The sequence below is a fragment of the Anaerolineales bacterium genome, from assembly GCA_037382465.1.
Classification (GTDB): domain Bacteria; phylum Chloroflexota; class Anaerolineae; order Anaerolineales; family E44-bin32; genus WVZH01.
The window spans coordinates 1-18,355 of sequence record JARRPX010000026.1 but is presented as its reverse complement, the minus strand read 5'-3'; the positions used below and the strand labels follow the sequence as shown (position 1 = coordinate 18,355).

15 protein-coding genes are annotated in these 18,355 nt (G+C 55.5%); 7 read left to right on the top strand and 8 right to left on the bottom strand.

Going from position 1 to position 18,355, the window contains the following annotated elements; genetic code table 11:
• Positions 1-68: 68 nt before the first annotated feature.
• The 8 genes from zwf to P8Z34_08555 all read right to left on the bottom strand — a co-directional run bounded on the left by zwf (position 69) and on the right by P8Z34_08555 (position 13,157).
• Positions 69-1,700, bottom strand: coding sequence for a glucose-6-phosphate dehydrogenase (gene zwf / locus P8Z34_08590; protein ID MEJ2550724.1), 1,632 nt, complete (start codon positions 1,698-1,700; stop codon positions 69-71).
• The gene (gndA, locus tag P8Z34_08585) at positions 1,697-3,118 is read right to left on the bottom strand and encodes an NADP-dependent phosphogluconate dehydrogenase (GenBank protein ID MEJ2550723.1); all 1,422 of its coding nucleotides are present in this window, start codon (positions 3,116-3,118) and stop codon (positions 1,697-1,699) included. Before gndA ends, zwf begins: the two co-directional genes overlap by 4 nt.
• A 94-nt stretch (positions 3,119-3,212) precedes the next feature.
• Entirely contained in the window at positions 3,213-3,839 is a 627-nt protein-coding gene (locus tag P8Z34_08580; protein MEJ2550722.1) for an HAD family phosphatase, read from the bottom strand.
• 175 nt (positions 3,840-4,014) lie between these two features.
• The gene (locus tag P8Z34_08575) at positions 4,015-6,837 is read right to left on the bottom strand and encodes a bifunctional transaldolase/phosoglucose isomerase (protein ID MEJ2550721.1); all 2,823 of its coding nucleotides are present in this window, start codon (positions 6,835-6,837) and stop codon (positions 4,015-4,017) included.
• A gap of 372 nt (positions 6,838-7,209) precedes the next feature.
• A complete protein-coding gene (locus P8Z34_08570; protein MEJ2550720.1) occupies positions 7,210-8,784 on the bottom strand; it encodes a trypsin-like peptidase domain-containing protein in 1,575 nt (524 codons plus the stop codon).
• A gap of 29 nt (positions 8,785-8,813) precedes the next feature.
• Positions 8,814-10,808: an ATP-dependent zinc metalloprotease FtsH gene (ftsH, locus tag P8Z34_08565; protein MEJ2550719.1), complete on the bottom strand. Its 1,995-nt coding sequence runs from the start codon at positions 10,806-10,808 to the stop codon at positions 8,814-8,816.
• A 228-nt stretch (positions 10,809-11,036) separates the two neighbouring features.
• Positions 11,037-12,449, bottom strand: a complete 1,413-nt coding sequence (locus P8Z34_08560) for an ATP-binding protein (GenBank protein ID MEJ2550718.1) — start codon at positions 12,447-12,449, stop codon at positions 11,037-11,039.
• Positions 12,450-12,455: 6 nt separating this feature from the next.
• Entirely contained in the window at positions 12,456-13,157 is a 702-nt protein-coding gene (locus P8Z34_08555) for a response regulator transcription factor (protein MEJ2550717.1), read from the bottom strand.
• A 238-nt stretch (positions 13,158-13,395) separates the two neighbouring features.
• On the opposite strand from P8Z34_08555, the gene P8Z34_08550 reads away from it, so the two are divergent.
• From P8Z34_08550 to P8Z34_08520, 7 genes are all read left to right on the top strand, one after another.
• Positions 13,396-13,626, top strand: a complete 231-nt coding sequence (locus P8Z34_08550; GenBank protein ID MEJ2550716.1) for a hypothetical protein — start codon at positions 13,396-13,398, stop codon at positions 13,624-13,626.
• A gap of 440 nt (positions 13,627-14,066) precedes the next feature.
• Positions 14,067-15,356, top strand: coding sequence for an Nramp family divalent metal transporter (locus P8Z34_08545; protein ID MEJ2550715.1), 1,290 nt, complete (start codon positions 14,067-14,069; stop codon positions 15,354-15,356).
• Between the two features lie 524 nt (positions 15,357-15,880).
• The gene (locus tag P8Z34_08540; protein ID MEJ2550714.1) at positions 15,881-16,117 is read left to right on the top strand and encodes a sulfurtransferase TusA family protein; all 237 of its coding nucleotides are present in this window, start codon (positions 15,881-15,883) and stop codon (positions 16,115-16,117) included.
• Between the two features lie 106 nt (positions 16,118-16,223).
• Positions 16,224-16,700: a DsrE/DsrF/DrsH-like family protein gene (locus P8Z34_08535; GenBank protein MEJ2550713.1), complete on the top strand. Its 477-nt coding sequence runs from the start codon at positions 16,224-16,226 to the stop codon at positions 16,698-16,700.
• Positions 16,701-16,719: 19 nt separating this feature from the next.
• Positions 16,720-17,088 (top strand): DsrE/DsrF/DrsH-like family protein, encoded by a 369-nt coding sequence (locus P8Z34_08530; GenBank protein ID MEJ2550712.1) that lies wholly within the window; start codon positions 16,720-16,722, stop codon positions 17,086-17,088.
• Positions 17,089-17,100: 12 nt separating this feature from the next.
• Positions 17,101-17,550, top strand: a complete 450-nt coding sequence (locus P8Z34_08525) for a hypothetical protein (GenBank protein MEJ2550711.1) — start codon at positions 17,101-17,103, stop codon at positions 17,548-17,550.
• Between the two features lie 26 nt (positions 17,551-17,576).
• On the top strand, positions 17,577-18,355 hold a 779-nt coding region (locus tag P8Z34_08520), incomplete at its 3' end, for a hydrogenase small subunit (GenBank protein ID MEJ2550710.1).

Here is an 18,355-nt window from a genome sequence, read left to right as displayed (position 1 = left end):
GCAAATTGACGGGGTGTATGATCGTCGCCATGCCGGACCTATTTCAGACGACATTGGCGATAACGTGGTCAACTCTCGGTTTTTGACTTTTGAACTTCCTTGTTTCCTTTTCCATCGTGTGACGAAGCTGACGTCTGGGCACGATATACCCGACCGGTACTCTGCTTGCCACCTCCTAACTCCGAATCGCCTTCTGAACCCAGGTCGGGTTGAATCCAACTGCGGCCGTCTTGGGCGATGAGGACTTCGGCGGCTTCCGGGCCCCACGAACTCGCTCGGTAATTTGGAAAATCGACGGGTGGATCTTGCTCCCAGGCTTTGAGGATTGGCGTGATGATGGCCCACGCAGCTTCCACTTGGTCGGCGCGCATGAACAGCGTGGCGTCGCCGAGCATCGCATCCAGCAGGAGTGTTTCATAGGCTTCCGGTGGGATGGTTTGGAATGCATCCGCATAGCTGAATCGCATTTCTACCGGACTGAGCAGCAAACGGGGCCCGGGCTGTTTGGCCTGGAAGCGAAGAAGGATGTCTTCGCTGGGTTGGATGCGGATGACCAGGCGGTTGGGATGCCAATTCGGGACAGATGCGTTGGGGAATGATTGGTGTGGAACGGGGCGGAATTCGATTACGACCTCGGAAGCTCTCACGGGCAAGCGTTTCCCCGTACGCAGATAGAACGGAATTCCCTGCCAGCGCCAGTTGTCGACGAACAATTTCAGGGCGGCGAATGTTTCTGTGTTCGAATCCGGCGCAACATCCGGTTCTTGTCGGTAGCCCGTGACCTTTTCCCCCTCCTCCCATCCCGCGCTGTACTGGCCGCGTGCAGCGTATAGGTGGGCTTTCTCCACACTGATCGGCCGGATGGCGCGCAGCACGTCGACTTTCTTGTTTCGAATTTCGTTGTCGTCGAAACATACCGGGGGTTCCATAGCAATCAGACACAAGATCTGCATTAAGTGATTCTGGATCATATCACGCAGTGCGCCTGCCTTTTCATAATATGCACCACGGTGTTCTATGCCGACCTGTTCTGCGACCGTTATCTGGATGTGGTCGATGTAGCGTCGATCCCAAAGGGGCTCGAAGAGGGCATTGGCGAAGCGGAAGGCGAGGATGTTCTGTACCGTTTCCTTCCCCAGGTAATGATCGATACGGTAAATCTGTTTTTCTTCGAAGCTTTTTTCGAGCAAGCGATTCAAGGCTTGGGCCGATTCGAGATCTCTCCCGAATGGTTTTTCCACCACGATTCGCGAGCGATCGGAGTCTTCCACCAAACCGGAATCACGGAGTGCGGGAGCAATTACCTCGACCATCGAAGGCGGTGTGGCCAGATAGAACAGACGCACCCCAGGAACCCCCCAATCCTGCTCGCGGGCGTCGAGTTTCTTGGCCAAATCCCGATACGTTTCTGCATCGGAGAAATCGGCGCTGATGTACTCAACGATGTACGAGCTGAATGCTTTCCAATTCTTCGCGTCCGTTGCGCCGTGCCTCGAGAATCGATCAACGCCTTCTCGCAGCCGTTGATGGAATTTTTTCGCGTTCATCGCTTTACGATCCACCCCGATGATCGCGAATTGCTCCGGCAGCCATTGATCCAAAAATAGATCGTAAAGCGCCGGCATCAACTTGCGCCAGGTCAGATCTCCTCCTGCTCCAAAGATCACCATTTCTGTCGATTTGGGCCGCATGTTGTTCATGATGTTTGCTCCTTTACCCATTGGTTGTGGAAATCTCCCTGACTGTCTACATGTTGAAACCTGTGTGCACCGAAGTAATCCCGCTGTGCCTGTATGAGATTCGCCGGCAGCCAGGCGCTGCGTGTAGCGTCGTAGTAGGCCAGGGCGGACATCAATCCAGGAATAGGAACGCCCAATTCAGCAGCCAGGGTGACGACGTTCCGAAGCTGCTCCTGTCGGGAATCGACTTCCTGCCCCAGCCTCGAATCCAGAAGCAAATTGGACAAGTCCGGATGGTCCAGATGCGTTTGCCGGATGGTCGTCAACAAGGCGGAGCGGATAATACAGCCCCCGCACCAGATGCGGGCGATTTCAGCCTGGTCCAGTCCATCGTCGTAAATCTTCGAGGCCTGGTGTAAGAGACTCATACCCTGATCGAAGACGAGGATCATCGCCATGTAGACCGCATCGTAGAGGTCCGCCTGATATCGCGCGTTGTCTCCGGGAAAGGTGTGATCTGGACCGGAGAGCAGGCGGCTGGCGCGGACGCGTTCCTCTTTTTCTAGCGAGAGATTGCGCATGGCAACGGCTGTGCTAATCGTCATGACCGGAATACCGACGTCCATGGCATCCTGCGATGCCCATCTGCCCGCGCCGTTTTGCTGCGCTTCGTCAATAATGACGTCCACCAGGGGTTTGCCCGTTTTGGGATCGATTTCGTGGAACACCTCGGAGGTGTTTTCCATGAGATAGCTGCTCAGATTGCACTCGTTCCAGGCGGTCATGACCGCGTCGATCTGCTCGTTCGACATGCCCAGGCCGCGCTTCATCAGGTCGTAGCTTTCTGTAATGATTTGCATAAAGCCGTATTCGATGCCGTTGTGGACCATTTTAACGTAGTGCCCCGCAGATCGGGGACCGAGGTAGGTCACGCAGGATTCGCCGTCTACTTTGGCCGCCACCGCTTCGAGGATCGGTTGGACGATCTTGTACGCTTCTTCGGGGCCGCCGGGCATGATGCTGGGACCATGGCGGGCGCCGTATTCGCCGCCCGAGATCCCGACTCCAAGGTAGTGGATGCCATCTTTTTTCAGCGAGTCAGCCCGCCGCTCCGTGTCACGGAAATGCGAATTGCCACCGTCGATCACGATGTCGGCAACTTTAAGATGCGGAATCAAGCTTTGAATGACCTGGTCGACGGGCTTCCCGGCCGGGACCAGGATCATGAGGACGTGCGGGATCTTCAGCTGTGCAACGAGGTTTTCGATATTGTCCGCCGTCATGATTTCCGGTCGATCACTTTCACCCTCGAGTTCTTTCACCTGGTCCGGATTGCGATCGTGGCCAACAACGCTATGGCCATAATCGGCGACATTGAGCACCAGATTGCGTCCCATGGTGCCCAAACCGATCATGCCGATATCCACCAGGTTTTTCATATTTAGATTCCTTCTACGCGACTCGCCTGAACATCTGTTTGGTCGAGCCTCAAACAACTTATTCCAGGTTCAGAAATATAAATCTCTGTTGTACCTAACCTTCGACAACGAGTCCCATTTCGGCGAGTGCGGTCTTCGTTGAGGCATAGCCGTTGTGTACGATGCCGCGAATCTCCACTGACCGCGCAACATCCACGAACATCGCCCGATCGTCGATATAGACAACGTTGTGCGGGTCGACCTGCGCCACATCGAGCGCCAGGCGGTAGATATCAAGGTCCGGCTTGCGGATGTGGACGAAACATGAGCCGATGAAGAAATCCATGAACTGTTCCAGTTTGAACTTCTCGATGCGGTATTTCATCAACTCGCGGCCTTCGTTGCTGATGGCCCCGATTCTCAACTTGTAGCGCTGTTTGAGTTCTTGTATTAACTCAATCATCTTCGGAAAAGACCGGGTCTGGCCGAGGATGTATTCTTTGAACTCCTCCTTCGTGAACCTGCGTTTCTTGTAAAAGACGACGCGATCGAGATAGGCATCCAGACTGAGCTTGCCCTCTTCGTAGGTGTCGTAGGTTAAGTGGTGCCGCTCATTTAGTTCATCGATTTGAATGCCAAATTTATCAGCCGTCTGCCGGCGAAGATTTTGGTCCCAACCGTTCGTAAGCAGCACGTTTCCAATGTCGAGAAAGAGTACCGTGGGCAGCGAATCACTCAGCATGGAGTCACCTTCTGCAACCGAGAAGCAGAGCGGCTGTTTCCCTTCTCACGGCAAATGATCCAGGGCGATGTCTGGCTGCCGGATACAATAAAGCCGCAGATCGATGGCCGAGATCCAGCCTCTCGATTTTTAGCGTGAAGGTGAACCGTCCGCGTTGGATGAACAAAACTGGCACTCATAGTATTCCCTTCAAGTGCTCTTCTATCGTCGACAGACTCCTGCATATACTGCCGTCGAGATGGATGTGCAGGATGGGGAGTTCACGTCGCTGCAGGGATTGGAGGTCGCCCAGTGACTCGGCATGTTTCAACATGCCGAAGGTGTATTCCGCGTCGGGAATCTCGGGATCGACATCGTCGTCTGTGGTTAATTGCAGGAACAATCCGGTTTTCGGACCGCCTTTATGCAGCTGCCCGGTCGAATGGAGAAAACGAGGTCCGTAGCCGACTGTAGTCGCAATGGACAGTCGATCGCGCACGGTGCGGCGGATCGACTGCAGCAGCTGATCGGTCACAGAGCGCTCTTCCAGGTAGGCCATGATTGCGAAGTAAGCACCGGTCTTTTTGTGGGCAAAGAAGTCGCTCAAGGCTTGATCCAGCGTGGTCTCTGCCTCGCTCGAGTAGACGGTTAATCCATCCGCTATGAATTTCGGCCCTTCTGCGGGCAGGCTGCCTTCCTTTTCGAGCTGCGCGAGTAGTCGGGCGGTGTTATCCTTGCTCTCCTGGACATTGGGTTGGTCGAAGGGGTTGATGTTCAAGATCGATCCGGCGACTGCCGTGGCGATTTCCCAGCGGAAGAATTCCTGGCCGAGGTCGAGTGGGTCGTCCAGGGTAATACTCAGGACCGGGTTCCCGGCTTTACGCAGGGCTTCCACGTTCTCGTCGTCTGCCAACGGTTGGTCTCGCAGTTGAATGACGACGAACAAGCGGTCTTCGCCGTAATCTTCCGGCGTACCGATTGGTTCTCCGGCCACGGGGATCAATCCCGTACCGTCTTTACCGGTGCTTTCGGCGAGCAGCTGTTCCAACCACATGGCGAAGCTCTCAAGGCGAGGATCGGTGATGAAAGTCACTTTGTCCCGGCCCATGCGCCCAGCTTCACCCAGCACAGCACCGAGAGCGATTCCCGGATTTTCTGCCAGGGGAACACATGCGTCGCAGGCATGCCGCATCCGCAGGGCGCGCTGCAGGAGTTGATCCACGTCAATGCCGTGTAGAACGGCCGGAAGCATGCCGAAGAAAGAAAGCGCCGAGTATCGACCGCCGATGTCAGGATAATTGAGGAAGATGCGGCGGTAGCCCTTCGACTTTGCGAGCTCGGCCAGTTGGGTGCCCGGATCGGTAATGACGACGAAGTTATCCACCGCCCTGGGCCCTTTTAGATTGGAGATCAAATGGAAGAAGTAGTCTCCCAGGGAGAGGGTCTCGGTGGTTTTGCCCGATTTACTGGCGATAATGACGAGCGTGTCCTCGAGGGGAAGCGTCTGCTGCAGCTTGAGGATGGTGGCCGGAACGGTCGAATCCAAAACCGTCAACGGAAGACCGTGGCCGTTGGTGCTGAAGACATGTTGAAACACGGAGGGGGCGAGGCTGCTTCCACCCATGCCGATGTGCAAGACGTGCCGGAAGCCTTCCCCGACAATTTCATCGTAGAAGGCATGCAATTGGTCGAGTTGATTTTCCATTTGTTCGGCGACGTGCAGCCACCCGAGGGCATTCTTGATCTGTTTCTGTTCTTCAAGGTCATCGCTCCATAGTACGGCGTCTTTACGCCACAGGCGTCGAGGAAAATCTTGTTTTTCCAAACGATCCATCCACTTCTGAATATCAGCCTGTGAAGATCCGCTGTGGATGGTCTGTCGGTCCAACGGTTCGGACAACGCAGACTTGCGTTTTTCCTCCAGCGTTTTCATCAACTGGTCGTACGGTTTGATGAACTTTTCGATGCCTTCTTCTTCGAGCTGCTCTGTCACTGCATGCAGGTCGATGCCGACTTCTTCCAGCCGATCCAATTTGTGGTCCGCAGCGTCGACGTCCTCTTCGAGGCGCGATTTCGGATCGCCGTGATCACGATAGGCGTTCAACGTGGAAAGGGGCACCGTGTTGACTGTGTGTGGGCCGAGCAGCGCTTCCACATATTTCACATCGCTGTAATTGGGGTTCTTGGTGCTCGTGCTGGCCCAGAGCAAGCGTTGCGGCTTGGCCCCCAATTCGCGCAGCGCCCGGAATTCGGATGCGTGGAAAGCCTCTTTCCATATTTGATAAGCGACTTTTGCGCTGGCGACCGCAATCTGTCCATGAAGTTCTTCGGCAAGCGCAGCTTTCTCGCCCTTTGTGTTCGCCTGCTTTTCAAGCATGGGGTCGACCAACACGTCGATGCGGCTTACGAAGAAACTGGCCACGGAAGCGACTCTTCCGAGAGACAATCCGGCATCTCGGCGATCCTCCAGGCCGGCCAGATAGGCTTTGATCACCTGGCGGTAACGATCGAGATCGAAGAGTAAGGTGACGTTGACGTTGATGCCCTCCCGGATCAATTCCCGGATCGCCGTGAGACACTCTGCCGTGCCGGGAACCTTGATCATGACGTTCGGCCGGTCGAGTCTTTCCCAAAGCCGACGGGCTTCGAGCACCGTGTCCTGCATGTCTCTCGCCAGGTGGGGAGAAACCTCCAGGCTGACATAACCATCGACCCCATCGGTTTTTTCGTAAATCGGTCGGAAAAGGTCGGCCGCCCGGCGGATGTCCTCGATCGTCAGAGCGTCATAGATCTGGGGCACGGCCTTACCTTCCAAGGTGAGGGTTTGAATTGCTTCATCGTAGTCGTGGCTTCCAGCAATGGCCTTATCAAAAATTGAAGGATTCGAAGTGACGCCCTTCAATCTGTCTTCTTCGATCATACGCCGCAGTTCACCAGATTCGATCATCCCGCGGCGAATGAAATCGAGCCAAATGCTCTGGCCGATTTGCGATACTTTTATCAGTGGGTTTGCTTTCATCGTTTTCCTCCATGGCGTTAGAGTTCCGTCGTAATTTTTAGCTTTTCACTGGCCAAAAAAATATTTCGATTATCGATTGGCTCGTGGCCCCGATAGATGACGAGCATCAAAATCGCATCACGATATATGTTGATGGTAACAATTCGAAGGGGTCTGCGTCCTTATTGCTGGATAGAAATTGGATAAAGAAAATCTTAAGCGAGGTGGAAACCGGGATCGTACTTCCGCTTTCAGATGCGTGAGCTGCATGTCGAGAAGGGCTGATAAATTGAGTCCGGTGATCGGGCGGAGCTGATGTATGCTGTCGGCATGCTCACCAATGCCCAACCACCGGACTTATGAAACGGTGGCGCGCACTCCTTCCTGAAAGCGCTAGGCTGGAGGTTGTCCAAGGGTCAGATCGATTTGCATCGAATTCCCAGCGCGGAAGATCGTAAGCGTCACCTGCTGATCCGGGTTCATCTGCCCGAGTAACGCCTGAAGATCCTCAATCGTCGCCACCGCAACATTGTCGATCGTCATGATAACGTCGCCGCCAATGGTGATTTCCTGGCCTCCGACTGTGATAGTTTCGCCGCCGCCGACCAAACCGGCATCAGCCGCAGGGCTGCCGGCCACCACCTGCTCGATCAGTACGCCGCTGAGCGAGGCGGGTAAATTCGCCGCCTGGGCGATCTGCGAATTGAGCGAGACGCCGTGGATGCCGAGGTACGCTCCTATCGGGTTGGTTTGTTGGGCTGTTTGCTGCGCTTGTGTGGGGCGTGCTTGCAGCTGGACCTGCACGGTCATTGGTTTACCGTCCCGGATGATGGACAGTTCGACGGTCTGGCCGACATCGGTTTTCATAGCCAGATAAGAGACAAGGTCATCGAACGACTTCACGGGGTACGAGTCGATGGCAGTGATCACGTCACCACCGATAGGATAATCCTGACCATTAATGGTTGTGCTACTGTCGCTTCCTTTTATGCCTGCTTTATCTGCTGGGCCATTGGAGGTTACGCTGATAACCAGCGCCCCGAGCTGCCCTTCAGGCAGATTCATGGCATCAACCACCTCAGGAAACAGCGTCGTACCGCTGATGCCGATGTAGGGATGTTGATATTGGCCAGTATCGATCAAAGCCGGAACGACCTTGCTCACGATCGCGGCGGGAATCGCGAATCCGATACCCGCAGATGCATCGACCGGTGAGATGATCGCCGATGTCACTCCGATGACTTCACCCTGGTCGTTGATCAGAATCCCGCCGGAGTTCCCCGGGTTGATGGGCGCGTCCGTCTGGATGATCCCGGGAATAGTGTAGCCCGAACTTTGTGTGGTGGATGAGCTTTCCACCGGAAGCGATCGACCTAGCGCCGAAACGATTCCGAGCGTCATCGATCCTTGTAGTCCGTAGGGGTTACCGATGGCGATGGCCAATTGTCCCACTTTCACGTTATTCGCAGGAGCCATCGTCACCGGAGGCAGCGCGTCGGACGGACGGTCCACCTTGATCACCGCCAGGTCACTGTTGGGATCCGTACCAACGACCTCTGCGGAAACGATCGCGCCATCCGAGAACGTGACACGGATATCGTGGGAGTTCTCCACTACGTGGTTGTTCGTCACGATATAGCCATTTCGGTCCCAGATGAATCCGGAGCCGGTTGCTTCTTGTTGTTGCTGGGACTGGAAACCGAACAAAGAAGTCGACGTCGTATCCTGGATCACGCTGATATTAACGACGGAGGGGCTGAGTTGTGTGTAAATATCCTCCAATGAGCCCTCGAGTGAGGTCAATGCCCCCGATGTCGTTACGGAAGGTGTGTTGACTTCGGGGGTGCTGGTCGGCGTCGACAGTGCGGCGGTTGGCGTAGTAACTGCACAACCGGTAACCATTACGCTTGCCAAGATGACCGCACTGAATAAAACTGCGGTTCGAAAACGGATATTGTTGCTTTTCATTGATTATTCTCCTTGCGGCTCTCCTGATATCAATGTGGGGTGGTTGAATCTGGGTTTGAAGCTGCTTTTTCGGGACTCGGGGCGAGCGGCGTTTGCTGCACTTCCGCCACAGGCCGGTCCCCTAAAATGTTTTTCAATTCGTTCTGGTCGATCGTTTCTTCTTGGAGCAATGCGTTAGCGAGGTCGACCAGCTTCTCATGTTTTTTGTCGAGGAGTTCACGGACGAAGGAATGCCTTTCGTGAAGGAGTTCCTGGATATCGCGGTCGATGTGTGCAGCGGTCTCCTCACTAAATTCGTGTCCTCGGGCGAGTTCGTATCCTAAAAATGGCTGTTCCTCATCGCTGACGAACGCCATCGCATCCAGAGAGCCCATGGCCCAGCGGGTGACCATGCGTCGGGCGAGACGAGTCGCCTCGACCAGATCGTTTTCGGCACCGGTGGTCGGCTCTCCAATGTTCAACTCTTCCGACGTTCGGCCGCCCAGCATCACCGCCAGGCGTGCCATCAAGTAACCGCGGCTGTAGTTGTAATGGTCTTCGCCGGGGACTTGCTCCGTCACGCCCAAGGCCTTGCCGCGCGGGATGATGGTTACTTTGTGCACCGGATCTGCAAGCGGTGTGAACCAGGCCACGAGCGCATGGCCGGCCTCATGGTAGGCCACAATCTTGCGGTCGTTGGGGTCCAGCAGAAGCGGGCGGACACCACCGAGCAGTACCTTGTCCACCGCTTCTTCGAAGTCGGTCATGGTGACTTTTTCGTGTTCGTTTCGGGCGGCGATCAGGGCCGATTCGTTGCATAGATTGGCCAAGTCGGCGCCGCTGAAACCCGTCGTGGTGCGCGCGAGTAGATCGAGGTCGACATCTTCTGCGAGGGGGATCTTGCGTGTGTGAATGCGCAGGATCCCTTCTCGGCCGGCTCGATCCGGCATGTTCACCACGATGCGTCGGTCGAAGCGCCCGGGGCGCAGCAGGGCTGGGTCGAGAACGTCCGGCCGGTTGGTGGCGGCCATGAGGATCAGTTCATGGTGCTCGTCGAAGCCGTCCATTTCGACCAAAAGTTGATTCAGCGTTTGTTCGCGCTCGTCGTTGACCGCTCCCAAGCCTGCACCGCGCCTGCGCCCAACGGCATCCAGCTCATCGATGAAGACGATGGCCGGGGCGGCGGCTTTGGCTCGTGCGAACAAATCACGGACGCGGCTGGCGCCCACGCCGACGAACATCTCTACGAATTCCGAAGCGCTCAGGCTGAAAAACGGAACCCTGGCTTCACCGGCAACGGCACGCGCCATCAAGGTCTTGCCCGTTCCCGGTTGTCCTACCAGCAGTACGCCGCGCGGAATGCGGGCTCCCAGTTCGTGGTATTTCTTCGGGTGACGCAGGAAATCGACGACTTCCTGCAGGTCGCGTTTGGCCTCATCCGCTCCGGCTACATCATCGAAGGTGACTTCCTCTTGGTGTTGATCTTCGTACTGGCGGGCTTTGCTTTGTCCGAAATTAAAAATGCCTTTTTGGTTCTGTGCCGCCTGGCGTCCCATCCAATAAAGTACGCCGATCATCAGTAAGATCGGCAAGCCGTAGGTGAGCAATACGCTGAACCAGGGCGTCGATGCGGTTTCCGCCTGAATGATCACGTTATGCGTTTTCAGTAACGGGATGAGCTGAGGATCGCCGACGCTTTCGGGGAATATCGTAGTAAAGCCCGTGTAAAGTATCGGTTTCGAGTTGGCTGTATTTTCTGTCCCGCTCGGAGTCGGCGTTATTGTTATGTTTGTGGTCGTTAGATCCGTTGCGGGAAGCGCCTGCGGTTCGATGAATTCTCCCTGGATTTGATCCCCTTGGATGGTAACGCTGGCAACGTGATTCTGCGTGACCTGATCGATGAGGCCGCTGTAGCTTAATTGTGCTTTGACCTGGCTTTTCGGCCAGAACGTGACTACGTTCCAGATGATCAACGCAAGCAGGATGAGCCACCACAGACTGTTGAAACGAGGGGTACGTTCTTTATCCTTTTGGGCGTCCAGCATTTCGTCCGTCCTTTTTTTGATATCGAAACCATATGTGTTGGGTAAACCTTTTTTATGGTTGCCGAGCAATTTGTCCAAGAAGAATTGAGTCTGCCCGCAGATGATCACCCAGCATCTTGGCTTCTTCTTGCTTTATACCCAAGGGGAGGCTTTATTGTCCTTAAGCGAGGCTGTTTGTAAGTTAAAGATTGTCTAAAGTGGGATCGTGCGGTGGATTGAGATGTCGGTTTAAGAGGTGTGCGCGTCGAGGAGCGGCAGGCGAATCGTGAAGCGGACCCCGGAATGCGGGATGTTGCTGGCTTCCAGGGCGCCTCCATGTGTGATGGCGATGTCCCGGGCGATACTCAAGCCGAGACCCATGCCCTGCGGGAAACGAGTTTCTTGATTGCCACGGTAGAAAGGCGTGAAGAGGTGCCTCAGGTCTTCATCGGAAAGGCCGGGTCCGTTATCCTCGACGTGAATACATACCTGATCGTCGCAGATTTCAGCCGAGACACGGACCTCGCCACCCTTGGGCGCGAATTTGATCGCATTGCTCACCAGGTTGCCAATCGCTTGCCCCAGTCGTGAAGGATCGATCCATGCCGCGGGCAGTGTCTCGCTTCGCACTGTGAAATTGAGGTCTTTGTCTTCGGCAAACGACCGCCATGGCGCTAACGTTTGGTGCAGCCAATGGTTGAGGTCCACGCGTTCACGCTGGAGTTTGAACCGGCCGGCTGAGGTGTCGTATAGATTGGTCAGATCATCCACCAATCTTTCCATGCTGCGTGTTTGCTTCTCCATCCCGTCCAGAAGTTCCTGCCGAAGTTCGAGGTCGTCTGCGGCGCCGGTAATCAAAGCCTGTGCGCTGGATCGCAGCGCGCCGATCGGCCGGCCCAATTCGTGTACGAGATTGGCGAGTAATTTATTTTGCTGGCTTTCGAGCGCATGTAAGCGCTCGACCAGATGGTTGAACGCTTCAGCAAGCCGCCGCAGCTCTTCCGGTCCTTGTACGCTAATGTCTTCGGGTTTGGCTTTCCAAGCCATTTCCCGTAAACATGCGCTGATCGTACGTAGAGGACGTTCGAGGCTTACGGCCAATCCCAAGCCGATCAACGAGCCGATGACCAATCCTGTCAGCAGGATGGCCGCCACGACGAGACGAAGCTGCATCAGGTCGTCGGCGATACTATCCAATGGCTGTGAGATGCATACGATTCCCGCTGGCGTCCCATCGTCGTTTTCGACCGTCTGCCAGACGTCGATGATCTCCGAAGCATGTCTCAGGTTTACGATAACAACGCTACGCGATTCGAGCACTTCCTCGTAGATGGGGGAATCGACCACAGTTCCTACGAGATTCTGCTGCGTTGTGGAATTGGAGGCCAAGATGATGCCGTTCGGGTCGAGCAGCATCAGCCTCCAGGGGGCATCATGAATGAATTCATCGATGAAGGCTTGTGCGTTGCCCGGATCTTCGAGGACAGAAGGATCGTGTTGGAGCAGCTCTACGATCAGGTTAATTTCGGCTTCGATCTCCGAGCTGTAGCGGGGGATGAAGATCAGACTTTCTACGTAAAAAACGAGGATCAGACCCAGCAGGGGGAGGATGATGAGAGTCGGTAGGACGTTGCCGAGAATGAAACGCCATCTCAGATTCACCGAGGCTTACTCCTCTTGTGGATCCAACCTGTATCCGACGCCGCGAATCGTAACGATTCGTTTGGGGGTATGCGGATCCTCTTCGAGTTTTTCGCGAAGCCAGCGGATGTGAACGTAAACCACTTGCGGCTCGCCGACGTACTCCGCTCCCCATACTCTTGCGAGCAGATCTTCCGCCGAAATGACCTGACCTGCTTCCATTGCCAGCGTGTGCAGCAGGTCGAATTCCCGCCGGGGCAATTCGACCTGCCGTCCTGCAACCTCGACGGTGTGGGCGCGGGGATCGATGTGCATATCGCCCAGTGTCAGGGGATCGTTTTGCGGCGGCGGAGAATGGGGGGCTTGCGAACGGCGCAGCACGGATTTAATACGCGCCAGAAGGACGTCCTGGTCGAACGGTTTCGTCACGTAATCATCGGCGCCCAATTCCAATCCCAACGCCTCGTCCAACTGGCGCCGGCGTGCCGTGATGAAAATCACCGGACAGACGACTTCCTTTCGAAAGACCTGCAGCGCATCCAGTCCATCCATCCCTGGAAGACCGATGTCCAGCAGGACGAGATCGGGCTTATCTCGACGAGCGACCGCGATTGCATCCTCCGCCGATCCTGCCGCAGTGACTTTGTATCCGGCTTGTTCTAAATTGTAACTCAGGCTGCGCCGCAGCAGGGCATCATCGTCGACGAGGAGCAGATGTGCTGGGTTCATCAGTATGTACCTTTTACATTCGATGTATCGTGCGTATGGTCTTAGCACATCCTATTTTTTTACAACAAAGAAGGGCATGCATACTTCATTGTACATCAGATCGAGCGTTGTGATGAAATTCACTAAAGCTCCCTTGATGTTCGCTTAATGTCGCCATAAGGGTGCGTCATGAAAGGGTATGCTATATTTTAGGTTGATAATGAAAGGGGCAGTAAAAAGAAATTGATTCGGAAATAAGATGGTTGAGCTGGATGTTCCATTCAGCGTCTTCTTCGCACTGTTTGCCCTGCTGATGGTCGTTGGAGTTGTTTGCTTCTTTCTGTTTAAAGGGCAACAGGTGAGGGATGGCGAGAATGCATCACGGTTCGATACCAGTGATCGTCTCTTGACATGCCTCACGATCCTGGCGGTCATCACCTTGCTCGGTTCGATTTTCTTGTTGTTTTTCGAAAGTCACCTCTTTAACTGACACGCAACAGCATCTGAGAGTGAATGCCGCTGTAGGCTTCAAGATTCGGTCGCCGGAGAAGGCCAGGCACTTGCCTTTCCTGCAGCCTGCCAGCGGACGTTGGCTTGCAGCTTGTCTTAAGCTTTTCTTTGGCTGTTTATAAAGACGTTTCAGCGTCAGCGGCGGGAAAATTTATGTACAAACGGATTGCGTGTGAAAAAATACTGCAAATCCTGTCCGATGTTGTGTGCAACGTGTCTTCGCACTGTATACCTGAATCCCTTTGGATCAAGGATGCCTGGAATTTGCATGATGTGGCGGGACTGTCGTATGGATCGTGAACGTCGAGGATCACGGAGAGGATGAATCGGGAAACTGGTCTTGAGGAACCGACAACATCAAATCGACTGGCTATTCAACGCAGAAAAACGCGAATTGGCTGTCAGCAGGATTGGTTCGACATGGGAGATATGGCAGACCGGGACCTTCAATTGCAGGAGAATGCCCGAAAAATCCTCGAGGGAAAGACACGGCGAAGCTGGTTGGCACGCCTGCTGCCTTTTCTCGGCCCGGCGTTCATCGCCAGTGTTGCGTACATCGACCCCGGCAACTTTGCCACAAACATCCAATCGGGGGCTCAATTCAATTACACGCTCTTGTGGGTGATCGTCGCCAGCAACCTCATGGCGATGTTGATCCAGGCGACCTCGGCGAAGCTGGGTATCGCCACCGGCAAGAACCTGGCAGAAGTGTGCCGCGATCAATATCCCAGACCTCTCGTGTTGTTCATGTGGGTGGCCATGGAAATCGTGGCGATATCGACGGATCTGGCGGAATTCATCGGTGCGGCCCTCGGATTCAATCTGCTGTTCGGCGTGCCCCTCTGGTTGGCCGGACTGATCACCGGCGCGGTATCGTTCTTGATCCTCGAATTACAGAAATTCGGCATCCGCCCTTTGGAGGCGATCATCGGTGGATTGGTGAGCGTCGTGGCGGTGAGTTATCTCATCGAAACCGTTCTGGATCGGCCTGTTTGGAACGACGTGCTCTACCATGCTTTCGTCCCCCAATTCCAGGGTTCGGAAAGCGTGCTGCTCGCCGTGGGCATCTTGGGTGCCACGGTCATGCCGCACGCTATCTTTCTGCATTCTCACCTGACGCAGAATCGAATCAAGGCTGCAGATCGACGAGCGAAAAGACTCCTGTATCGATTTGAGCTGGTCGACGTGGTCATTGCGATGGGGATCGCGGGATTGGTCAACGCAGCAATGTTGATCATGGCCGCTGCCACTTTCTACAGCCATGGGATGAAAGATGTGGCCTCGATCGAGCAGGCGTACCAGACCCTGCAGCCGCTGCTGGGCGCCGCAGCAGGCTGGATTTTCGCAGTTTCGCTGCTGGCTTCCGGCCTGTCATCGGCGTCGGTGGGAACCATGGCGGGCCAGGTCATCATGCAGGGTTTTCTGCAGCGCAAGATCCCGGCCTGGCTCCGCCGGCTGGTGACGATGATCCCCTCCATGGTCGTTTTATCGATCGGCCTGGATCCGACGCGTACGCTGGTCATCAGCCAGGTCGTGCTGAGCTTCGGCCTTCCATTGGCCGTAACCCCTTTGTGGATGTTCGCGCGCCGCCGGGACCTGATGGGAGACCTCGCCAATACACGCATCACCAGTGCCGTGCTCGCCATCCTGTTGTTCTTGATCGTCGCTCTCAACGGCTATTTGCTGTTTGGCATTCTCAGCGGAAACTGAGTTGCGCCGAATATGGACAGGCGATCTCGTCGCGGGTCGTCTTCACGTGCGGCAGGGCCATACAATAACGAACGTCTCATTATCGTTGGACTGTATGCTTGATGGAGCGGGAACGGCTCGACCGGTCGGTCGCCATCGGCGTGATGCACGACTGTCTGCATTCGAAAGAGGTGAGGCCCATATTTTAAACTTCGCTTAAGCTGGATTTGTGGTTCGGATAAGGATTTCAACGGAGGTCGCATGTTATGTTGGACGGGAAGTTAATTTCCCTGCATCAGGATGGTATCCACGCAGATGAATAAAGGTATGCAAATTTCAAAGTGTATATTTCCGCGAGCACATACTCCACCGGGAAATGCAGACGCTGAAACCCTGGGAGATCGCAAACATGCGGTCTCCTTGTTCTTTATATTGGCGAATTAAGACACAAATAGTCGTGTAATTCTCTCGCACGGCAGCACCGTGCATGCAATACCCGCCGCGCGAGATGAGACCGGATAGGCAAATTACCCAAGGAGCGAAACATGAGTGAAAAATTTGATCATGAACTGGACTGCAGCGGTTTGTCTTGCCCGATGCCGATCTTGAAGACCAAAAAGGCGATCGATGGACTAGACGCTGGAAAGGTGCTCAAGGTCATTTCGACCGATCCCGGCTCGGTGCCGGATATGAACGCCTGGACGTCGAAGACCGGGCACGAGCTGCTCGACCACGAGCAGCAGGCGGACAAATTCATCTTCTACATCAAGAAGAAAGCGTAAAGCAATTCGGGTGGAAGTAAATTTTAATGTACACCCACGGATTGAAGAATCCGAAGCGGCCAACGTGTTGGTGTATTGATCGTTGGCCGATATACAGGAGGAAGGTATGTCTAACGAAAGTGCAACTCGTATGGCGATCATCGCAGCACACGGTACGCTCGATGCGGCTTATCCGCCGCTGATCCTGGCGACGACCGCCGCGGCGCTCGATATGGAAGTGGGGATCTTCTTCACCTTCTACGGACTGGAAATATTGAAGAAGGGGCATATCGATCACCTGCAGGTGGCTCCGATCGCCAACCCGGCGATGCCGATGCCGGTGCCGAACATCGTCGGAATGTTGCCCGGCATGACCGCTATGGCTACGGCGATGATGAACAACATGATGAAGAATGCCGACGTGAGCAAGCTGAGCGAACTGCTCGATGCGGCACTCGAGATGAAGGTGCGCCTGATCGCCTGTCAGATGACGATGGGCGTGATGGGCGTCAAGAAAGAGGATTTGATCGACGGCATCGAAATCGGTGGTGCGGCGACCTTCGTCGAGTATGCCTCACACAACGCCGTCACGTTGACGTTCTGAACGAAAGGATTTCGCGCATATGGATGAAGAGCGAGTATTGATTGTTATGACCAGCGGCACGGATACGCCGCGCCGTTGTGCGACCCCGTTTTTCATGGCCACGCTGGCAGCGGCGATGGATTATGCAGTGGATATGTTTTTCACCATCGACGGCGCGCAGCTGTTGGTTAAGGGAGCGGCCGACAAAGTCTTCCCCAAGGAAGGCGGGCGTGCGGCCGGCGGCTACCTGCAAGACGCACTCGATGCCGGTGTAAATTTCAAAGCCTGCACGGCATCGATGGAGCTGCATGGTTTGAAGAAGGAAGATCTGATCGACGGTGTGGAAATGGTCGGCGGTGCGTCGATGTGGGAGATGGCCGACGCCGCCAAAATCGTCGTGAGTTTCTAAGGAGGAAAATCCATGGCAACGATCAATGGCTGTGAACTGCCGGATGATCTGTATTACATGATCAAGAAGCACGTCTGGGCGAAGGAGATCGAAGGCGGCGATGTGCGCGTGGGCATGACCGCCCCGGCTATCAAACTGGCCGGCGGAAAATTCATCGCCGTCACACCCAAGCGCAAGGCGATCGGCCAAAATTTGGCCAAGGGTAAAAGCATGGCCACCGTTGAGAGCAGCAAGTTCGTCGGACCGGTGCCGGCGCCGGTGTCGGGCGTGTTGACCAAGGTCAACGACGCCGTCGCAGACGATCCCGACCTGGCTGCAAGCGACCCCTACGGGAAAGGCTGGATCGCCGAGATCACGCCCTCCGACTGGGAGGGAGAGAAAGGTGATCTGGCGCACGGCAAGGACGGGCTCGAAGCGTACCGGGACCAACTTGAATCGGATGGCGTCGACTGCAGCTCGTAATCGACCTGCAGATCGGGGAGGTGAACATGGCGAAGCGTGAAACGATCCAGGAACGATTGACCCGTCAGGGCGTCGGCCGGCGGGAATTCTTCAAATTGAGCAGCGCACTGGCGGCTTTCCTCAGCCTGCCCGTCCGTGACGGCTCACGGGTAATGGGCGTGGAGTCGATCACGCCCAGACCGTCGCTCGTGCGCCAGGTGCGGCGTGCGTTGGAAACCAAGCCGCGCGTTCCCCTAATCTGGCTCGAGTTTCAGGACTGTGCCGGATGCACCGAGTCGATCTCGCGTTCGCTTTCACCGACGCTGACCGACCTGGTGTTGAACACGATTGACATCGAATATCAGGAGACGTTGATGGCCGCCGCAGGAACACAGGCTGAAGCGGCCAAAAAGGCCGCAATGGAAAAATACGCCGGCCAGTATCTGCTCGTGGTCGAAGGCAGCATCACGACCAAGGACGGCGGTGTATACTGCACCGTCGCCGGCAAGGCCAACGATGCGCTGCTGAAGGAAGCCGCCAAAGGCGCGGCGGCGGTCGTCGCCGTAGGTAACTGTGCCTCCTTCGGCGGAATCCCCGCCGCTGCGCCCGCTCCAACGCAGGGCGTGGGAGTCGACCAGCTCATCACCGACAAGCCAGTCATCAACCTGCCTGGCTGCCCCGGCATTCCCGAGGTATACACCAACACCGTCGTGCACTACCTGGTTTTCGGTGCACTGCCCGAGCTCGATGAACTCAATCGGCCGAAATCCTTTTACGGTGTGACGATTCACGACCGCTGCCTGCGGCGGCCGTTCTACGAAGCGGG